Origin of the sequence: Chlorogloeopsis sp. ULAP01, assembly GCF_030381805.1 — a bacterium.
Classification (GTDB): Bacteria; Cyanobacteriota; Cyanobacteriia; order Cyanobacteriales; family Nostocaceae; genus Chlorogloeopsis.
Map to the genome: position 1 here is coordinate 1 of NZ_JAUDRH010000020.1, position 20,339 is coordinate 20,339.

Annotated in this window: 16 protein-coding genes and 1 rRNA gene; 12 read left to right on the forward strand and 5 right to left on the reverse strand. The window is 37.7% G+C overall.

Annotated elements, in window-relative coordinates:
* Positions 1–88, reverse strand: a 16S ribosomal RNA gene (locus QUB80_RS31235); the annotation flags it as partial.
* Between the two features lie 324 nt (positions 89–412).
* Between QUB80_RS31235 and nadC the strand changes: the two genes are divergently transcribed.
* The 4 genes from nadC to ureG all read left to right on the forward strand — a co-directional run bounded on the left by nadC (position 413) and on the right by ureG (position 3,119).
* Positions 413–1,276, forward strand: a complete 864-nt coding sequence (gene nadC / locus QUB80_RS31240) for a carboxylating nicotinate-nucleotide diphosphorylase (protein WP_289793349.1) — start codon at positions 413–415, stop codon at positions 1,274–1,276.
* 65 nt (positions 1,277–1,341) lie between these two features.
* Positions 1,342–1,785: an urease accessory protein UreE gene (ureE, locus tag QUB80_RS31245; protein WP_289793350.1), complete on the forward strand. Its 444-nt coding sequence runs from the start codon at positions 1,342–1,344 to the stop codon at positions 1,783–1,785.
* A complete protein-coding gene (locus tag QUB80_RS31250) occupies positions 1,763–2,452 on the forward strand; it encodes an urease accessory protein UreF (RefSeq protein WP_289793351.1) in 690 nt (229 codons plus the stop codon). The genes ureE and QUB80_RS31250 overlap by 23 nt, the downstream gene beginning before the upstream one ends.
* Before the next feature lie 70 nt (positions 2,453–2,522).
* Positions 2,523–3,119, forward strand: a complete 597-nt coding sequence (gene ureG / locus QUB80_RS31255) for an urease accessory protein UreG (RefSeq protein ID WP_289793352.1) — start codon at positions 2,523–2,525, stop codon at positions 3,117–3,119.
* 13 nt (positions 3,120–3,132) lie between these two features.
* On the opposite strand, the gene QUB80_RS31260 is transcribed toward ureG, so the two are convergent.
* Positions 3,133–3,627 carry a hypothetical protein gene (locus QUB80_RS31260; protein WP_289793353.1) on the reverse strand — a complete coding sequence of 165 codons (495 nt, stop codon included), beginning with the start codon at positions 3,625–3,627 and terminating at the stop codon, positions 3,133–3,135.
* An 829-nt stretch (positions 3,628–4,456) separates the two neighbouring features.
* Between QUB80_RS31260 and QUB80_RS31265 the strand changes: the two genes are divergently transcribed.
* The 5 genes from QUB80_RS31265 to QUB80_RS31285 all read left to right on the forward strand — a co-directional run bounded on the left by QUB80_RS31265 (position 4,457) and on the right by QUB80_RS31285 (position 12,902).
* Positions 4,457–5,425 carry an acetamidase/formamidase family protein gene (locus tag QUB80_RS31265; RefSeq protein WP_289793470.1) on the forward strand — a complete coding sequence of 323 codons (969 nt, stop codon included), beginning with the start codon at positions 4,457–4,459 and terminating at the stop codon, positions 5,423–5,425.
* A gap of 358 nt (positions 5,426–5,783) precedes the next feature.
* Entirely contained in the window at positions 5,784–6,545 is a 762-nt protein-coding gene (locus QUB80_RS31270; RefSeq protein ID WP_289793354.1) for a sulfite exporter TauE/SafE family protein, read from the forward strand.
* Between the two features lie 842 nt (positions 6,546–7,387).
* Positions 7,388–8,245 carry a polysaccharide deacetylase family protein gene (locus QUB80_RS31275; RefSeq protein WP_289793355.1) on the forward strand — a complete coding sequence of 286 codons (858 nt, stop codon included), beginning with the start codon at positions 7,388–7,390 and terminating at the stop codon, positions 8,243–8,245.
* A gap of 65 nt (positions 8,246–8,310) precedes the next feature.
* Positions 8,311–8,892, forward strand: coding sequence for an ureidoglycolate lyase (locus QUB80_RS31280; RefSeq protein WP_289793356.1), 582 nt, complete (start codon positions 8,311–8,313; stop codon positions 8,890–8,892).
* A 461-nt stretch (positions 8,893–9,353) separates the two neighbouring features.
* Positions 9,354–12,902 carry a WD40 domain-containing protein gene (locus QUB80_RS31285; RefSeq protein WP_289793357.1) on the forward strand — a complete coding sequence of 1,183 codons (3,549 nt, stop codon included), beginning with the start codon at positions 9,354–9,356 and terminating at the stop codon, positions 12,900–12,902.
* A 122-nt stretch (positions 12,903–13,024) separates the two neighbouring features.
* On the opposite strand, the gene QUB80_RS31290 is transcribed toward QUB80_RS31285, so the two are convergent.
* Complete coding sequence (locus tag QUB80_RS31290) at positions 13,025–13,321, reverse strand: hypothetical protein (protein ID WP_289793358.1); 297 nt, start codon at positions 13,319–13,321, stop codon at positions 13,025–13,027.
* Between the two features lie 117 nt (positions 13,322–13,438).
* Positions 13,439–14,278 carry a heme oxygenase-like domain-containing protein gene (locus tag QUB80_RS31295; RefSeq protein ID WP_289793471.1) on the reverse strand — a complete coding sequence of 280 codons (840 nt, stop codon included), beginning with the start codon at positions 14,276–14,278 and terminating at the stop codon, positions 13,439–13,441.
* A gap of 817 nt (positions 14,279–15,095) precedes the next feature.
* Here QUB80_RS31295 and QUB80_RS31300 point away from each other — a divergent pair.
* Positions 15,096–15,278 carry a CopG family transcriptional regulator gene (locus QUB80_RS31300; RefSeq protein ID WP_289793359.1) on the forward strand — a complete coding sequence of 61 codons (183 nt, stop codon included), beginning with the start codon at positions 15,096–15,098 and terminating at the stop codon, positions 15,276–15,278.
* A 232-nt stretch (positions 15,279–15,510) separates the two neighbouring features.
* On the opposite strand, the gene QUB80_RS31305 is transcribed toward QUB80_RS31300, so the two are convergent.
* Positions 15,511–15,663 carry a ribbon-helix-helix domain-containing protein gene (locus QUB80_RS31305; protein ID WP_289793360.1) on the reverse strand — a complete coding sequence of 51 codons (153 nt, stop codon included), beginning with the start codon at positions 15,661–15,663 and terminating at the stop codon, positions 15,511–15,513.
* A gap of 1,068 nt (positions 15,664–16,731) precedes the next feature.
* Here QUB80_RS31305 and QUB80_RS31310 point away from each other — a divergent pair.
* Together QUB80_RS31310 and QUB80_RS31315 are read left to right on the forward strand one after the other, a co-directional pair.
* Positions 16,732–17,586, forward strand: a complete 855-nt coding sequence (locus QUB80_RS31310) for an FAD binding domain-containing protein (protein WP_289793361.1) — start codon at positions 16,732–16,734, stop codon at positions 17,584–17,586.
* A gap of 8 nt (positions 17,587–17,594) precedes the next feature.
* Positions 17,595–20,258, forward strand: coding sequence for a molybdopterin-dependent oxidoreductase (locus QUB80_RS31315; RefSeq protein WP_289793362.1), 2,664 nt, complete (start codon positions 17,595–17,597; stop codon positions 20,256–20,258).
* The last annotated feature ends 81 nt before the right edge of the window (positions 20,259–20,339 follow it).

A 20,339-nucleotide genomic window follows, 5' to 3' on the forward strand; every position in this document is an offset into this window, starting at 1 on the left:
CACTATCTTCCGAAAAAGACCGTTCGACTTGCATGTGTTAAGCATACCGCCAGCGTTCATCCTGAGCCAGGATCAAACTCTCCGTTTTGTTCTACGTTAGTAGTTTGTTTAGCTCTTTCTTTGGCTATTTCTTTTTTGACCTCTAGCCTCGGTCTATTTGCTTTACTCCGCAGGCTATGTGTCTTATAATTGCTTTCAAACTATATTATTTTCATGGTTCGGCTTCCTTTCGAGCAGCGCTCTGTCGCGCCCCTCTCAGGCACTTATCTATAGTAGCCAACACATCTTTCACTGTCAACTACTTTTCGAAAAATCTAAGAAAATTTTTTGGAATAGTCTAAAAAAATTAGTAGGTATAGGGTTTTGGGCTAAAGTATTCCTGGAACTAGAGAATTGATATTAAGAGTAAGTTGTGGATAATTTTGGAATTTTGCCCCCTTGGCTAGTAATAGATAAACTTTTACATGATTGGTTATTAGAGGATGTTGGTAGGGGTGATCGCACTACTCAATCTCTTTTATATAAGGATGCAAAAGAAGGACAAGCAAAGTGGATAGCAAAAGCGCCCGGAGTAGTAGCTGGTTTGCCTATTGCGGCAAGAGTGTTTCAAATTTTGAACGCAAAAGTTGGTTTTGAGGCTATCATCCTTGAAGGAAAAGAGTGTGAGCTAGGACAAACAATAGCGGAAATTAACGGTTCTCTGGATGCATTATTGATGTGCGAGAGAGTTGCACTCAACTTGGCTATGCGCTTGAGTGGCATTGCCACATTGACGCAAAAATATGTGGAACAGATTGCAGATTTACCTGCTCAATTGGTAGATACGCGTAAAACTACACCGGGACTACGATTATTAGAAAAGTACGCAACTCAGGTAGGAGGGGCAACCAATCACCGCATGGGTTTGGATGATGCAGTGATGATCAAAGATAATCACATTGTGGCTGCTGGAGGAATTAAAGAAGCGATCGCTCGGATTCGCAAGCAAATTCCTTATCCTCTATCAATAGAAGTAGAAACGGAAAGCTTAGATCAGGTAGAAGAAGCTTTGCAGCATGGGGCTGACATTATTATGTTGGACAATATGTCTCTAGATTCAATGCACAAAGCAGTGGAAATGATTCGTTTGGAGAGCGAGCGAGTGAAAATAGAGGCTTCAGGCAATATTACCTTAGATACGATTCGCGCAGTAGCAGAAACAGGAGTGGACTATATTTCCAGCAGTGCACCCATTACACAGTCAAAATGGTTAGATTTGAGTATGAAAATCAAGTGAATTACTGTAGGCTCCGCAATATTTAAAATTCAACTAGATAACATTTCAGAACTTTGCAATAGCTGATGCTGACATTCACCCAGCGTAAACCACCAAATCCACATACAGCAGTAACATTAACTTTGGCTTTGACAGCACAAGAGCGTACCCGTAGTCGTCATCATTTTGAGACAGAAGATGGACAAATAGTATGTTTGCGTTTACCCAGAGGTATGGTGCTGCAAAATGGGGATATTCTTCAAGATGAAACGAGCAATAGTATGATCAGAGTCATTGCCAAGCCAGAGCCAGTCTTCACTGTCACAGCTCAAACAGCGCTTTTATTAATACGGGCGGCATATCATTTAGGTAATCGTCATGTCCCAATAGAAATTACGGCTGATTATTTACGATTATCTCCTGACCTAGTACTACGCGCAATGTTGGAAAAACTAGGACTAAAGGTTCACGAAGAGGTTTTACCCTTTCAACCAGAAGGGGGTGCTTATGGACACCATCACACTTACTAATAGTAATTTTTTGTACATTTTGCAATTGGCAAGTCCAGCTTTGCCTGTGGGAGCATATAGTTATTCCGAAGGCTTGGAAACTTTGATTGAGAATAGCACAATCGCTACTAAAGAAAATTTAAAGCACTGGCTAGCAATGGAATTGTGTTATGGAACAATTCGCTTAGAAGCAGCTGTGATGGTACGAGCATATCAGTCAATGAAGGAGAACGATTTAAAGACTTTATCTGACTGGAATTTTTGGTTATCAGCAGCCAGAGAAACAGAGGAATTGCGTGCTTCCAGTGTAGGCATGGGGCGATCGCTGATGCGGCTACTGGTAGACTTGCAACCACAGTTAGCAACAATTGGTAGTGCTATCGGTAATTATTGCAATTATGCGATCGCTTTTGGTGTTGCAAGTGCTTTTTGGCAAATAAATATGGAAGCAGCAGTACTGGGATATCTGCATAATTGGGTGAGTAATTTAATTACTACTGGAGTAAAACTCATTCCTCTTGGTCAAACTGCAGGACAGCAATTATTAATGGAGCTACAATTATTACTAAGTACTACTACAGTAGAAATTCTCGGTTTAGAGGATGATGAGCTTAGTTGTTGCAGTTGGGGTCTATCGCTAGCAAGCATGAGGCATGAAACATTGTATACAAGATTGTTTAGAAGTTAGAGCAAGATAGGGAAATGAGCAGAGGGAGTAATAAACAACTAACCACTAACTACTATACATTGATAAAATTATGAGTGCCTTTCGAGTCGGTATAGCTGGTCCTGTAGGTTCGGGAAAAACTGCTTTAGTAGATGCTTTGTGTAAGGCAATGCGTGAGCAGTATAAAATTGCAGTAGTGACAAATGATATTTATACACAAGAGGATGCACGGTTTTTGGTACATTCTCAAGCACTGCCAAGCGATCGCATTGTGGGAGTAGAGACTGGTGGTTGTCCTCACACTGCAATTCGCGAAGATGCTTCGATAAATATAGCAGCTATAGAACAGTTAGAGGCAGATTTTCCAGATTTAAATTTAGTTTTTCTAGAAAGTGGTGGTGACAATTTAGCTGCTACTTTTAGTCCAGAACTTGTTGATTTAACTATTTATGTAATTGATGTAGCAGCTGGTGATAAAATTCCCCGTAAAGGTGGCCCAGGAATTACGAAATCTGATTTACTAGTAATAAATAAAACTGATTTAGCTCTCTATGTTGGTGCCTCGCTAACTGTAATGGAAAGTGATGCCAAGAAAATGCGTGGCAATAAGCCCTTTGTGTTTACAAATTTAAAAAATCAGGAAGGTCTTGCAGATGTAATTAAATTTTTATTAACAAATATCTGCTAATTTTTCCTAAGCTTTAATCTGTACCAGACCAACTCCAAACCGGGTTTCCTGTATTGACACTTTTTTTGGTAATGGAGGGTGTGAAACTATTAACGTCTCTGTTTCCAGTCATATCTAGAATTAAATATACTTTGCCACCATTAAATCTGACACGTAAATAGGAATGAGAATTATATGTTTCGTTGCCATATTTGATAATTCTGCCAGTAGCTACACATTTTTGAAAGGCAAGCTTAAGGTTTGCTACCCAAGTAACACTAAAGCGATCAAAAGAGGCGATCGTAAAGGCTCCTGCAAAAGAGCTTAATTTTGCTTGACCGTTGACTGTATATCCGCCCTCATAATAAGGTGCACGCTGTTCTGTGATAATCACTTTCTGAGGACAGTTTACATCAGGTGCATCTACAGATTTGAAAACACCCAGTTCTACTTGGGTTGCTTGAACTGACATAGCAGGGGAAAAAGCAAAAATGACAGATTCTAAACCAATGATAAATTTTTTACACATTATTATTACTCAATAAAATGACAGCACAAATAACACAATTTTCTAATGATATTTAAAATAAACTAATAGGTTTAAAAAAGACAGAAATTATTAACAAGGATTGATTGCATAATAATTTAGTGATTCCTAATTTTTAATTATTACTTCCAGTTATACAGTTCTAATTTACCTAGCAACTCAGAATTTGCTCATACATTTATATATTGTTATTCAGCCAGATGCAAAGTGGTATAATACAACAAAATTAGCCATAAATTTTTACTTAATTTATTTAAAGTTTTTATAAAATTAAGGATGCAGAAAACTATAGTGACCTACTAGTTAAAATAAAAATATAATTGAATAGTCTACTAAAGTGAATTTTTCATATGTTTAGGATTAAAATCCAAACAAATCGTCATTTGGCTATTCTAATTTTAATGAATTTTTTAGGAAAAATAAGAATCGAAGAGATGACTAGCAATTTCAATAATTAAATTTATTAACCTTTCTTCGTCATAACTTCAATTTGCTGAGGCAATAAAATATATCCAGCTTCAATTGATTAGGGACATTTTTAGTTTTTTAATTAAAGATTATAGCTTTAATTATCATATCTTGGGAATTAATATAAAGGTGATAATTTAAAAAAAATTTTGTTTTTTTGTAAATAAAATGATACAGTATCGGTGAATTCACTAACAACACTTGTATAGCTCAAAAGACCTTCTTGAATTAAAAAATAGCAGTATCAAAACATTTAGCCATCACAAGCACACTAAATATTAGTAATGAGATATTAAAAAACTAGAAATAATTTAAGTAATACTACTGAGACATTTAAATGACAATGGTTCAACATATTCTCAAAGCTACAAAAGAAACTGTGCATCTAGGTGGTTTCTCGCATTTGCTAGAATCAGTATTAACAGTTGACTCTGGTGATACAGTGGAGGTAGAAACTTACACTGGTTACTATATCCACGACAAAGCTCCTCCAGAGTTTCTCACGCCAGAATTTTTAGATATCTGCCAAAATCTGTCACCAGAACGTAAGATAGCAGAGGGGCCACATTTGCTAACAGGGCCAATTTATGTGCGGGGAGCAGAACCTGGAGATGTTTTGGAAGTAAAATTAGAAGCAATTAAACCAAGCTTACCCATTGGTTTCAATGCTATTCGTACTGGTTGGGGAGCCTTACCACACCAATTTCCACAAGCGGCTTTGAGATTTATTTCTCTTGACTTGGAAAAAAATATTGCTGAGTTTCCCAAAAACAGCAGTATTAAAATTCCTCTGAAACCTTTTTTTGGCATACTTGGGGTGGCAACTCCAGAGATACAACGTTCTTCAATTCCTCCTGGTTGCTATGGCGGCAATATCGACAACCGTGAATTACAAGCAGGTTCAAGAGTATTCTTACCTGTTTTCGTCCCCGGTGCTTTATTTTCTATAGGTGATGGGCATTCAGCACAGGGAGATGGCGAAGTAAATGTTACTGCTATTGAAACTTCTATGAACGGTATTATCAAACTAAATCTTCGTAAGGATTTGCAGTTGACAACGCCTATAGCTGAAACTTCCACTGACATAATCACAATGGGTTTCAGTCAAACTCTGGATGAAGCTTTTGAATTAGCTTTAACAAATATGATTGATTTTTTGGTAAAGTTTGTCCGACTATCACCAGAAGATGCTTATGTGTTGTGTAGCCTAGCAGTAAATTTTCGTATTACTCAAGTTGTTAATAATCCACAAAAAGGTGTACACGGAATGTTACCCAAGTCTATTTTACCTGAAGATTTACAGTTATTGTAAAGCAAATTGTTATGGATTAGTAGTTTTAGTGACTATGATTCAACTACTAAAAAGTATAGAGATTTACTCCAGGAGAAACTAATACCAATTTAAAAAATGATTAAGGGTAGATGGATTTAGCAAACCCTGACATACCAGGGAGATTCCCAATCCAAAATCCGTATTGAAAAGCTTTGATCGGAGGAAACATCCGCACCCTTACGGGAACCCACTCCGCGTCTACAAACTTTTCGCAAAATTCAAAATCGTATAACGTACATAGTGTTCTAACATCAAGGAAGTGGTGAGCCAGAGGAAGTTTGCTTATATAGCCATCTTTACCACTAACTACTATCTAATAACTACTATCTACTGATAAATGACTACTTGGTTGCTTTTAATTTTGAGTGGATTACTTTCTGGTGTTCTTGCTGGATTCCTTGGAATTGGCGGCGGTACAATTTTAGTACCTTTGCAAATTGCATTAGGGTATCCACCTGTACAAGCTGTTGCAACTAGTAGTTTGGCGATCGCAATTACAGCTATTTCTGGCACTGTACAAAATTGGCGAATGGGTTATATTAATGCCCGGAGAGTTATTTTATTAGGTTTGCCCGCTCTACTGACAGCACAATTAGGTGTCTATTTAGCAAATATTTTTCCTCCAAAGATAATATTAATTGCTTTTGGTTTGTTACTTTTATTAAATATTTATCTAGTTGAATTACGTAAACGATTAAGTAGAAAAAATGTGCAAAACCAGCCACAAAAATTAAATCCAGTTATAGCTAGAATACTTACTGGTGGCTCTGCTGGTATATTAGCAGGTTTATTTGGTGTTGGTGGTGGCGTAATTATGGTACCACTACAAATTTTATTACTAGCTGAACCAATTAAAGTAGCAATTCAAACTAGTTTAGGTGTAATTGTAATTACTGCTATTTCTGCAACGATAGGACACGCTATTAGCGAGAATATTTTGTTTCTAGAGGGGTTAATTTTAGGATTGGGAGGACTGGTGGGAGTGCAAATTAGTACTCGCTTTTTGCCTAAATTGTCAGACCAATTTGTTAGCTTTGCATTTCGGTTTTTGCTAGCAGTGTTATCAGTTTATATATTTTGGCAAGCTTGGCAAATATAGCTATTTAGTTAGTAAAGAAATCACGGCTTTACAGAAATTACTTTCTTTCAATGCTTTTTACTCTTCATTATTTTTTTTTAGAAATAATGAAAGGGTTAGTTAGCATTATAGAATTAATCTGTATCGCCGCGAAATTAAGTCGCTAAAGTGTATACAAGATGTGAGTTATCACTTTTATATTACGTGTTTTTCTTTTAAGAATATTTAAAATATAATGGTTTACAATTAAAATTTTTTAAAAGTCAATATCTAAAATACCGAAAGCAAATTATTGAGAAAAAATAATTAAACATTATATCAAAATAGTTGAATTTATTAAAATATAATAAAATTAACAAAAACCCTCAAATAGCTATTTAAAATCAAGTTAGATTCTTATACTGATTTTACTATTATTTATGTTAGATAACAGATGTTATGGGAATCAGGTTTAATTTCTGAAAAATTAAGTATTTGTAGAGAAGCCAGTGGTTGCGCGGGTTAAGCGCATTGTAGCACCTGGCATGGCGTTACGCTTTGCGATAAAACACCCTACGTGTTGTTCAAAAACCAAATAGTAATCCTATATCTTTAGTAAGACTTGGGTAGTACTTGAATTTAAAAGCTATTACTGACTTGAAAACTGATAATGCTAAATCTGCGATGGGCTAAGTAGCATCCCAAATAAAAATGTATTTGCAGTACAGGAAACTATCTGAGTAGGATGACCTATGCTTACTATTGATATGATTTCAGTAATGCAATAATTGGTCATGTTAGTAAATCCGAGTTCTGATCAGAGTACTTAGCTACATATATACGCAATAACAGATAACATATCCAATATTTAAAATCTAGAACCTATGCAACCTCCATCCTTTCAAGCAATCACACAGCGTCCAGTTCTGAAATTACCTAATCAAGCTAGAGTTGCTGTATGGGTAGTCATGAATGTAGAGCATTTCACCTTCGGCAAGTTAGGAACGGCAATTCAATCGCATTTAAATAGTTACCCAGAAATAGCTAACTATGGTTGGCGGGATTACGGTAACCGCGTTGGTATTTGGCGGTTATTTAACTTGTTTGCTGAATTGGAGTTTCCTGTCACTGCTGCTGTTAACGGCGAAATTTGCCAACTTTATCCCGATATTATAAAGGCTATACAGGAATATGGCTGGGAAGTGATGGGTCATGGTCTTAATAATTCTACTGGTCATAGTGGCATGGAACGGGAAGCAGAAACTCAGATAATTGAGAAAACTGTAAGTTTACTTGAAAAAGCCACTGGGAAAAGACCTAAAGGATGGTTAACCCCAGGATTTTCAATTACAGAATCAACTTTTGAATTATTACATTCAGCAGGAATAGTTTACGTTGCTGACTGGGTAAATGATGACCAACCTTATTGGTATCCATTATCTAATGACCGCTTACTGGCAATTCCTTATACTATAGAAGCAAATGATATTACTTTATGTTTGAGTAATCGCTTTTCTGGTTTAGAGTTTGCACAAGCAATCAAAGACCAATTTGAGCAATTGTGGGAAGACGGAGAAAAGCAAGGACGAATAATGGCAATTGGCTTACATCCATTTATTGTTGGTCAGCCGCTAAGATTGAAGTACTTAAAGCAGTGTTTATTACATATCAAAAACAAGCCAAATTCTTGGTTAACTACAGGTGAAGGTATTTATGAATGGTTTAGCAGTAATGCTAATTAACAACTATGATTAAAATATAATTTTATTAAGTTATTTGATTTTAAACTATTACATGAAGTCTTTATATGTCTAATTCATCTAGCAGAGTTTTAAAAATTCCCGTTATTGATGCTAATTCAGAAAATATTAAACCTTTTGGATATCTTTTGGGCGATAATGTTAGCAAACCAGGTTTAGAAATTCCTTTTTATCAAGGTAGAGTCATTGAAGGCGAAAATCTTGATTTTATCTATCGTGGTACGGCAACTTTTAGAACCGCGAAAATTATGCCGGGTTATCCAGCTATTATTTGGCTAGAACGCCATATGCATATGACCCAACTATTTGTCGGTTTGGGAAAAGCACCATTCATTATGGTAATGGCACCACCTAATCACGAACAGGGTGAAAATTTACCAGACTTAAATCAAGTGAAAGCTCTAAGATTTCCCGCCGGACACGCACTATTACTACATCTTGGTACCTGGCATGACTTTCCTATTGCCTGCGAGCAACCAGTTGTGATCTTGACAGCAAATTCTGATGAAGTTGTAATTGCTTTAAGTCAAATTAAACAACCTGGAGAAATGAATCAAGGTGATGTTTACAAAGTTTCTCTGCCAATGCGACTAGGTTATGAAATTCAGCTAGATGTAATTAATCAGTGAGTTATTGTATTAGAAGTATATTAGTTGAAAAGCCTCTGATTTGTGATGGAGACTTAAGCGAGAAGTAAATTGTTTATTTGACCTTCAAGTAACATTCAAATAAGCGTTTATTGTGATTGCTGTAATAATTTAGTTTTTAAATCAATGGTTTAGTCAGACTGTTATGAATACACTGACAGACCAACAATTAATGTATAAGGTAAGCAAAAGAAGCATATACTATTTGCCTTGTTGATTAAGAGAAACACTCATAAGAATTAATTCTCATTAACTTCCGATCTGAAGCACTAGTTTTCAAGCTATGATTGACCCTAGTTTGACAATATAACCTAATATATAAATTCGTAGTGTTGTATTTAGTTTTATCTTGTTCACAATGAACAAAAAGCAAGCGCACAGTTGTTATGCGGTTGCAAACAAATTTTATGAGAGTTGATTGCTGATCACAAATTTTTTAATACATGGCTTTACAGAATTGGAAACGTAAGCGTGGTGTTGTACTTACCACTAGAGGTTTACACAAACTTCAAGAGGCAAAGCGTCAGTCAGAAACAAACGAGAATTACGGAAATAGCTACACACTTGAAGAAATGAGCGATTTATCTGGATTGTATCCTAGTACAATCTCAAAAGTAATAAATCGTGAAGGAGGAGTAGATAAAAAAACTATTGAAAAACTATTTTCTATTTTTAAGTTGAAAATAGATAAAAGTGACTATTTAAGCTCAAATACCCACATAGATTGGGGAGAGGCTGCGAGTATCTCAATTTTTTATGGGCGTACAGAAGAACTTGCTATATTAGAACAATGGATTCTTGATGATCGCTGCCAATTGGTAGCATTATTAGGAATGGGTGGTATCGGTAAAACTACTTTATCCATAAAACTTACTCAGAAAATTCAGGAAGACTTTGAGTATGTTATTTGGCGATCGCTAAGAGAAGCTCCACCCGTTAAAACTATTTTGGCTAGTCTGCTCCAAGTTTTATCTGATGAGCAGGAAACAGAAAGTAACTTATCCGACAACTTGAGCGATCGCGTATCAAGATTACTTGATTACTTGCGAAATCAAAGATGTCTTTTGATACTTGACAATCTGGAAGCAATTCTCCGTAGTGGTGGGCGAGCCGGACAATACCGAGAAGGATATGAGGGATATGGTGAGCTATTGCGACGATTAGGAGAAGCAACTCATCAAAGCTGCTTGGTGCTGACAAGTCGGGAACAACCACAAGAAGTAGCATTATTGAAAGGACAAGCATTATCGGTTCGCTCATTACAATTAAGTGGGTTAAATGTCATCGCAGGGCTAGAAATCTTTAAAATTAAGGGATTAACTGTAGCAAAGGAGGAATGTGAGGCGATTGTTAAACGCTACGCAGGCAATCCTTTAGCTTTGAAAATAGTTTCTACAACGATTGAAGATGTATTTGATGGTAATGTAAGTGAGTTTTTGCAGCAAGAGACTGCTGTTTTTGGCGATATTCACGATATTTTAGAACAGCAGTTTAATCGTTTGTCAGATTTAGAAGCGGAAATAATGTACTGGTTGGCGATTAATCGTGAACCTGTTTCGCTCTCAGAATTACGAGAAGATATTGTCTGGCTAGTGCCATCAGCCAAATTGCTAGAAGCTTTAGAATCTTTAGGAAGGCGATCGCTAGTCGAGAAAAGCGCAGCAACATTTACTCTACAACCTGTAGTTATGGAATTTGTAACTCAGGTATTAATAGAGCGAGTCTGTGAAGAAATTGCTGCTGAGGATATTGAGCTTTTTAGAAGCCACGCTTTGATAAAGGCAACAGCAAAAGACTATGTTAGGGAAGCTCAAATTCGCCTTATTCTCCAACCAGTTGTGAATGGGCTGCTCTCTGTTTTTAGAAATAAAAAGGGAATAGAAAAGCACTTAACTACAGTATTAGTAAAACAGCGAGAGGAATCACCGCAAGAACCTGGATATACGGCTGGAAATATTCTTAATCTGCTGAAGCATATAGGAACAGATTTAACTGGCTATGATTTTTCTTATTTAACTGTTTGGCAAGCAGACCTACGCAAGGTAAATTTACATCATGTAAACTTCCAAAACGCCGATTTAGCGAAGTCAGTTTTTTCTGAAACCTTTGGTGGGGTGATGTCTGTCGCCTTTAGTCCTGACGGGAAACTCCTTGCTGCGGGAGATAGCAATGGTGAAATTCACTTGTGGCGAGTTGCTAATGGTCAAAAACTTCTCATCTTACGAGGACACGCTAACTGGGTTGTCTCCGTTGCTTTTAGTTCTGACAACAAGACTCTTGCTAGCGGGAGTAGCGACTGTACGATAAGGCTGTGGGATATCAGTACTGGTGGATGCCAACAAATTTGGCAGGAACATGGTGGTGAAGTTTGGTCAGTTGTCTTTAGTCCTGATGGCGAGATGATTGCTAGTGGTAGTGATGACTACACCTTAAGGCTATGGCAAGTTAGCACGGGCGAATGCTTGAAAATTTTTCGGGGGCATACAAGCTGGGTAACCTCTGTTGCTTTTAGTTTGGACGGGCAGACACTAATTAGCGGCAGTGACGACCACACGATAAAATTCTGGAATGTCAGCACGGAAGAATGCCTTAGAACATTGGAGGGACATAGCGATGGAGTCCGGTCAATTGCCCTCAGTCCTGACGGTAAGATGCTAACCAGTGGCAGTGAAGATCACACAGTAAAGTTATGGAATATTTATACAGGTGAATGCCTTAAAACATTTGAAGGTCATACAAATCGAGTATTTTCTGTCGCCTTCAGTCCACAAGGAAATGTTCTCGTTAGTGGTAGTCATGACAACACAGTAAGGTTGTGGGATATTACCACAGGTCAAGCGATGAAAACTATGCAAGGACATTCTAGTTGGATATTTTCTGTCGCCTTTAGTCCGCAAGGAGATTACCTTGCTAGCGGTAGCCACGATCAGACAGTAAAACTATGGAGTGCCAGCACTGGTGAATGTTTCAGAACTTTCCAAGGATATACCAATCAAGTTCTTTCAGTCGCTTTCAGCCCGATTCCCCCAACCCCCCTTCATAAGGGGGGCGAAGGGGGGATCTTAGCGAGTGGTAGCCACGACCACACAGTAAGGTTGTGGGATGTTAGCACAGGTGTGGTTTTAAAGACTATTCAAGGACATACTAATTGGGTTTACTCAGTTGCTTTTAGTCCACAAGGCAATTTATTGGTTAGCGGTAGTGGCGACAGAACCATTAAATTATGGGATATTAGCACAGGTCAGCTTTTGAAAACTCTCCAAGGGCATCGCGCCGCAGTTTGTTCGGTTGCCTTTAGTCCCGATGGCCAGATCCTGGTAAGTGGGAGTGAAGATAACACGATTAGATTGTGGGATGTCAGTACTTACCAAGTCTCAAAAGTTTGCCAAGGGCATAGAGCTGCGGTTTGGTCGGTTACTTTTAGTCCTGATGGTCAAATGTTAGCGAGTGCTGCTTGGGATCAAAAAATTAAATTATGGGATGTCAATACTGGTGAGTGTCTCAAAACTTTAGAGGGGCATACGAGTTGGGTTTGGTCGGTTGCTTTTAGTCCCAACGGCAAGATGCTAGCAAGCACTAGCCCAGACGGAACGCTAAGGTTATGGAGTGTTCGCACGGGTGAATGCGAAAGAATTTTACAACCACCTACAGGTTGGTTACTCTCTGTTGCTTTTAGTCCAGATGGTCAGACACTAGCTAGTAGTAGTCAAGATGGCATAATTAGTTTGTGGGATGTTAACACTTTTGCATACCAAAAAACCTTGTCAGGACACAAAAGTGGAATGATCTGGTCAGTCGCTTTTTGCTCAGATGGTCAAACTCTGGCTAGCGGTAGCGAAGATGAGACTATTAAGCTTTGGAATACTGAAACTGGTGAGTGTTTGAAAACTTTAAAAACAGAAAAGCCCTATGAAAGTTTAAGTATCATAGGGACTATTGGTATAACAGAAGCAACGAAGACTACGTTAAAAGTTTTAGGTGCAGTTGACTGAACTGCTGCTACTTTTTGCTTTCTAAAGCCATCATTTACTTTCTGTGTTACATAATTCGGATAGCTCACTGAAATTTATCAGAAAGTTTTTGGCAAATAGCGATCCTTGCTCAGATTTATCGCCTAAAATGCCCTAGTATTGGCAAGTAGCAATCCTTGCTCAGATTCATCGCCTGAAATGCCTTGCCACTCTTTATCGAGATCTATTTCCTCCAAAACTACATCGTTGTTTTTGTCGAGGCGGTTATTATAATCCCGATTCAAAGTCTGTTGCTCACCTGCTGGAACAACATTTTGCTTTTTCGACAGCTGCTCCATCGCTGCTGTCGTTGTAGAGGTAACAATTGCGCACAAACTCAGAACAGTTAACAGGTTTAAAGACTGCTTTTGATTTGCTGTGTTTTTGTTTTTAGGTTCCATGAGATCCTCCTAAAATTTGCTTCTTAAAACTGGATTAAAAACTTTTGTAAAATGGATTTAGGTTCTGTTTATTTTACAATTGATCGCTTAACCAGCTAGCAACATGAATGACTACTGTTAGTATTCCTTCAAAGCTAACGGTCTTAATATATGCTGTAACTCCTCTTCTGATGGATAATCATTCTGGGACGAACTAAAGTCCAACAGCGCAGTTTCATAACAGGCAATGGCAACTTTAGTGCGTTCTTCCGGGGTTAATCCTGCCACCAATTCAATGATCTCATCCGCGTGTTCCACATCGCTACCAACACCACTGTGTACACGCAGACAACGGGTAGCACGAGTTCCAGGTGGCAATATTCTTTCTACTGCTTGAATACGCTTTTCACTAACACCAAGTGCGAGACGTTCCATCGTATAGGCATAACCTACGCAACCAATTGGATCGATCGCTTGCACGGTGCGGGTGAAGTAATCTACTAAAGCTTTCGCCGATGGAGGAAATATAGCTTCCACCACTGCCTCTGCATCATATCCTAATGATTGAATATCGAGCAGAGCTAGGCGATCGTGACCGCTTTCTTCAATGGCTTTCTGTGCTGCCCACTGCGCCAAAACTTCGCGTCCAGCAGCAGCAAAGAGCTCTCGCGCTTCCTCCATCAGTCGTGGCGTAGAGTGGGTGAGATGGTACTGACCTGCCAAACTCCAGATCCAAAGTGTAGGAGTTAAAACAGGGGGTTGGTCAGAGAACGAGACCGCACGTTTTGCGAGCACTATTGAAGTGTCAAGGAGCTTCTGAGTTGTGGCTACACTACCTATACCACTCATTGGTTGAGTGAAGATATTGCTACTATCCGTAGAACTGGGTCGGTACACCCAAACCCGTTCAGATGTCGCCACTACTACTGTATCAGGCGCAACCCGCGCCCATTCAATATCAGGGCATTCAGTTTTCATAGCAGGTGAAGGTAGATGTACGACGCAATGCTTTTCACTAATGTTAAGAGCCATATTCTAGATGCTTTTTAACACCATACCTTGATGGTAATAACATCATAATACTAAACTGGAATTTTTTAACCAAGCTTACCAAAAAGATTTTATAATCTTCAGTTTGGCGAAAGTACAAGAATTCAAATGAAAACACATAATTATGTATTCCATCTAAAATTATGTCTATCATCAAGACAATAGCTACCGACAAAGTCAAGTCATTTTAATTGACAATGTATCAGATAATATTTAACACTTTCACAGATAATAGTCAACAGAGTAATTACTCAAAATTATTTTAGTTAATCTCTTATAGATTTTCAGTATAATTACTGGATAAAATGTCAGTTTGGCATTCCATCAAGATATACATTTTTAAAGCTTAAGCAAGGGAAAATCATAAAGTTAAGAGTGAACTTTAGAACAATTCATCAAAATTTATTTAAGTAATTAACGGATCTGTATTGTAAATCTGAGTTTGATAAGAAAATAAATAGCCATACCATCTATTATATAAAATCCACTTATTTTAAATAGATTTAAAGTCCCCTTAGTTTACTTAATAAGGCGTAGATCATAATTTAAATATATGAGTATACGAAATAACCACACCAGTATTTAGAGCAAAATTGTTAATCACAGGGCAGCGATCGCTGGATATGCTTTGCAAAAAAATAAGTAACTCAAAAAGCTTAACTTAAATCTCAAATTCTCGATTTTCACTGGTAAAAATTTTTCTAAGTTGGCAAGATTAGCAAACTTGATAAAAACATATGAAGCAATGAACAAGACCACTGCTCATAAGTCTCCCAGTGCTACAACTCCCTATCAATTGACTTGCAAAGAAATCTCTGTAGACTTGACGCAAGATGAAGCGAATCATCTTGAGAATTATTGCAGACAAACAGGAAAAGCTGCAACGGATGTGATTCAAGAGCTGATTCAAAGTTTGCCTGTTACCTAACTTTTCATCGCTGATCGAAAAAGTTAGGTTTAGAAAACTTTTAGTTCAGTTACAGCAAGTACATAGTTAACTGATTGATGATTGCTGAAAAAACTGAATCAACCTTAAAATTATTAACTAAATGATAGCTAAAAGTCTATGATTACTAGAAGATATTTATGGTAAAAAGAGTAAAGCCTTTAGTAAAAAATGTTACTAAAGACTATATAATAAGATTCAAAGTGATTTGATGTTACTCTACTCTCGTCACAGGCAACCCTCGAATCAGTTCTCGAATTACATCTGTTGCTGGTCTACCCGTCTGTCCACAATACTTTTCTAGCTTTTTGGCTTCATCTAATGCCAAGTTTATGGTGATTCGCTTGATCGCCCATTTTTTGCTCATGCTGCAATTTTGATGATGTTCCACAGATTTATTGAAGTAAAAAGACTCTGTATAAGTCAAAAATTTTTTGTGAAGAAATTTTAAAGATTTAGGTCAAGGAAGTTGACCAGAACCTAGAAATCTTTTGTTGTTACATAACTATGCTTCTGGTGCTTCAGCTCATGGTTTCGTATCCTTGTAGCTCTCCTGATACTGGTTTGGCAATCTTGATAGAATATTCTCATTTTGAAGTTTCTGGCTAGCTTGGTCAAGACTTAGAATAATATTTTCTTAATTTTTGAGTTAGTGAATTTAGTTCAGGCAACAGCCTAAATCTTGTGATCAAGGGAGTTTGGGAGCAAAAAAACTTTGGAGAGTTTTCATCTATTAGGCGATCGCGATCTAGCTTGTTGTACCCACAGCTTTTCTATAAAAGACTATTTGAATACTAGGATCAAGGACTAGCACGTCCCATAACTATACTCTGAAATCTAGGGACACAAGGCAATTGTTATCATTTAAAGACTAGATTTTGACATCTGCGTTGAGGCTGTTTAGTTTTCAAGAAATAAAGCTAAGGAGAAAGAGCAACGCGTTGTGGAGCCAGTGCGGTGGTGAGACAGTGCTCATAGTAAGGTTTCCAACGCCACTTGACGCCGAGCACGTGCAAAGAGGTAGTAGACGTTCGTCTTCTTAGCTAGCGGATAGAAGCTAGAGGATAGAATTGACTTGTTTATTTCATTTCTAGCTTATGGTGGTGCTATGGGTTAACCTGCTCCCAAGTAGTGATAAAGATATGAAATATAGTGAGCACATTACTAGTCATATTTTGAACACATATAGGACTCATATTTGATTTTTGAAAAACACGTAGGGTGTGTTGTCGCGGAGCTTAACGTACCGTTTTTATATAAATTCATGAAGTAAAATAAATAAAAAAGTATTACTTGACATAAAAATTTAAAATTATATTTTGTAAAAATTGAATTTACTAGTTTTCTAGCTTTTATCTTTTAAAAATGTTTTTGTTATAATTCATCCAAAGAACAACTTTTGTACGTATAGTCTTAATTATATTTAGGTAAATCAATGGATTTGCCCAATATTGAGAATTATTTAAGTGTTCATAATATTCAAAATATCACTAACTGGGATGAAGGCTGGGCTTGGTTAGCTGGTGGAACGTGGCTATTTTCTGAACAGCAACAAAATCTCAAAGTATTGGTAGATATACAGCCTTTAGGATGGTCAGAAATTGAAGTTTTACCGTTTCTCGATATTAATGAATTACATTCTTTCGAGGCTCCTATACAAAAGAAGATGGTATTATCGATTGGTGCAAGCTGTCCGTTAAGTAAATTATTGCAGTATACATGGCTGCCGGAGTGGCGAGCAGTAGAAGGATTAAAAAGTGCTGTGTCTGCACTTTCAGCTTCTATGAAAGTCATTAATATGGCAACAATAGGAGGTAATATTTGTCTGGCGCTATCTGTTGGAACCTTTGCACCTTTAATGGTGGTATTAGACGCAAAGTATGAAATTTGGAATTTAAAAGGAGAAACGCGCCTAGTATCAGCAAAGGAATTTCAAGTTGGTTATCGCCAGACAATTTTGCAACCACAAGAAATATTGAGGCGAGTTTTAATTCCTGTTGAAAATTTAAAATGGCAAGTGAATTATCAGCGTATTGGTATTGCAGCAAGCGATCCAGCATTAGCAATAGTAGTGAGCGCTTGTAATCCAGATAATTTACAACTACGATGCGCGCTCGCTGCGAGTGTCAGTGCACCGATGCTGCTAAATTTGCATGATGAGCAAAAAATACAAGATTTTCGGTTTCTACAAGGAATAAATTTTATTGATGATGCTAAGGCAAGTTCTGTTTATCGCCGTGAGGTAACACAAGTTTTAATTAAGCGATCGCTACAACAATTAAAAATGTAAAATCCGACATGGAAGAATTATTAAATTTTCGGGTTAATCACCAAACTTTTACAGCAACTTGCAATCCGGGAAGCAGTCTATTGACTGTACTAAGACAACTTGGTTGGTTTGGTGTTCATCGTGTTTGTGATTCTGGAGATTGTGGTGGATGTACAGTTTGGGTAAATGATGTACCAGTGCATAGCTGCATTTACCCTGCCATGCGAATTGCCAACCAAGAGGTGACGACAATAGAAGGGTTATCAGTAGATGGCAAACTCATGCCGATGCAGCAAGCATTTCTACAAGCACAAGGATTTCAATGCGGTTTTTGCACTCCAGGTATGATTATGAGTGCGACAAAGTTGTCTTATTCATCAGAACAGGAACTACGTTTAGCGTTAAAAGGTAATCTCTGTCGTTGTACTGGATACCAAGCCATTATTAATAGTATTTTACTTGCTTGTGGCTCTTTAGAGGTGATAGAGCAAGATGGATGCAACCAAAAAAGAATTGTCGGACAAAATATTCCCAAGCAAGATGGTACAGCAATTGTCACTGGCAAAGCATCCTACACCGCAGATTTTGTACCACCTGGTTTACTACATCTGAAAGTACTGCGATCGCCTCATCCTCACGCCCGTATCCGCAAAATTAATACTGAAGCAGCGAAAGCACTACCTGGCGTCGTTGCCATTTTTACCCATGAAGATGTCCCCAGAATAGCTTACACCACTGCTGGTCACGCCGAACCAGTTCCTGATCCCCTCGACCACTATTTATTAGATCATAAAGTGCGGTTTGTGGGCGATCGCGTTGCAGCTGTAGTTGCCCAGTCAATAGCCATTGCTGAACAAGCTTGTCAATTAATTGAAGTCGATTACGAAATTTTACCTCACGTTCTTGATCCGATTACAGCCATGAATGATAGTAACCTCATCATTCATGATGAATCAGAATCGTCACAAATTCCAGATAAAAATCGCAACATAGCAGGACAAATTTTTCTTGAATCTGGTGATATTGAAAAAGGTTTTGCACAAGCAGATTTAATTTTAGAAAATACCTATCATCTGCCAGCAGTACAACACGTTCATCTCGAACCTCATGTGACTATAAGTTGGTTAGAAGCGGATGGAACGTTAGTTGTTCGTTCTAGTACTCAAGTTCCATTTCACTGCCAACGTTTACTTTGCCAAATTTTTAATTTACCACAAGAAAAAGTTCGTGTTTATAAAACTCAATTAGGTGGTGGATTTGGCAACAAACAAGAAATTTTATCGGAAGATATTTGCGCTTTTGCTACCCTTTCTACAGGCAAACCAGTGCAATGGGAATTTACTAGACATGAAGAATTTACAGCTACAAATAGTCGTCATGCAATGACAATCAAAATTAAAAGTGGAGTAAAGCTAGATGGTACATTTGTAGCTCAAGAAATAGAAGTAGTTGGTAACACAGGTGCTTACGGCAATCATGGTCAAACTGTAGTATTTTTATCAGGGTATATTGCGCTAGGTTTGTACCGTTGTCCAAATAAAAGATTTCAAGGATTTGCCGTCTACACAAATACAATGCCAGCTGGAGCATTTCGCGGCTATGGTGCTACTCAAGGTACTTTTGCAATGGAAAGTCAAATAGATGAAATTGCCAAGCAACTGGGTATAGATCCAATTGAAATCAGATTAAAAAATATTATTTGTCCTGGAGATGTGATTAATTTAGGACAGTCTTCAGCAGACCATTTTAATTTAATTGGAAGCTATGCTGTTCGAGAATGTTTTGAAAAAGTTACACAGGCATTAGGTTATATTCCTGGAACACTACCATTAGTAGAAAGCTCTCGCTCTCGTGGAGTAGGGTTTGCAGTTTCTATGCAAGGTAGCGGTTTATGTAAAATCCACGTAGCTAGCGCCAAGCTATCACTTTTACGTAATGGAAAATATGAGTTAAGAACTGGTTCGGTAGATGTTGGTACTGGTTCAGACACAACACTTCGGCAAATAGTAGCAGAAGTTTTAGATGTAGAAGTTACTGATATAAATATTGTTTCTGGTGATACGAAAGAAACTCCTTTTGATGCAGGTTCTTACGCATCTGCTACTTTGTATATTTCTGGACAAGCTGTAAAGTTGGCGGCAGAAAAATTGATAGATAAGTTAAGAAATGAACCGCTAAGTCACCAAGATGAAATAAATATAAATGAAGAGGATTTAGTTGCTGTTGAAGTATCTTATGCAGCAGATGCAGCAACTTTAACTTTTGCTGTGCAAGGTGTAGAAGTAGAAGTTGATAAAGAGACAGGAAAAATTGAAGTTTTACGATGTGTGCAAGCTATTGACATCGGCAAAGCGATAAATCCCAGAATTTGTCACGGACAAGCCATTGGTGGAATTGCAATGGGAATTGGCTATGCATTAACTGAAGAGTTGCTATTTGATGAACAAGGAAGAATTATTAATTCAAATTTGCGAAACTATCGCATTCCCACAGCTAGTGATATTCCACCAATAGAAGTTTTTCTTGTAGAAAAAGCTGATCCTTATGGGCCTTTTGGTGCTAAAGGTGTGGGTGAAATAACTACTAATTGTACAGCACCTGCGATCGCCAATGCTGTTGCCCATGCTACAGGTATCAGATTACGCCAACTTCCGATGACACCAGAACGAGTATGGAGACAATTGCATCAATAGCGATTATGCCACTGCGCTCAACAATCAAGCTGTGTTTAAAATTATTGATATTTTGAAAATAATCCTTGAACATACATTTCT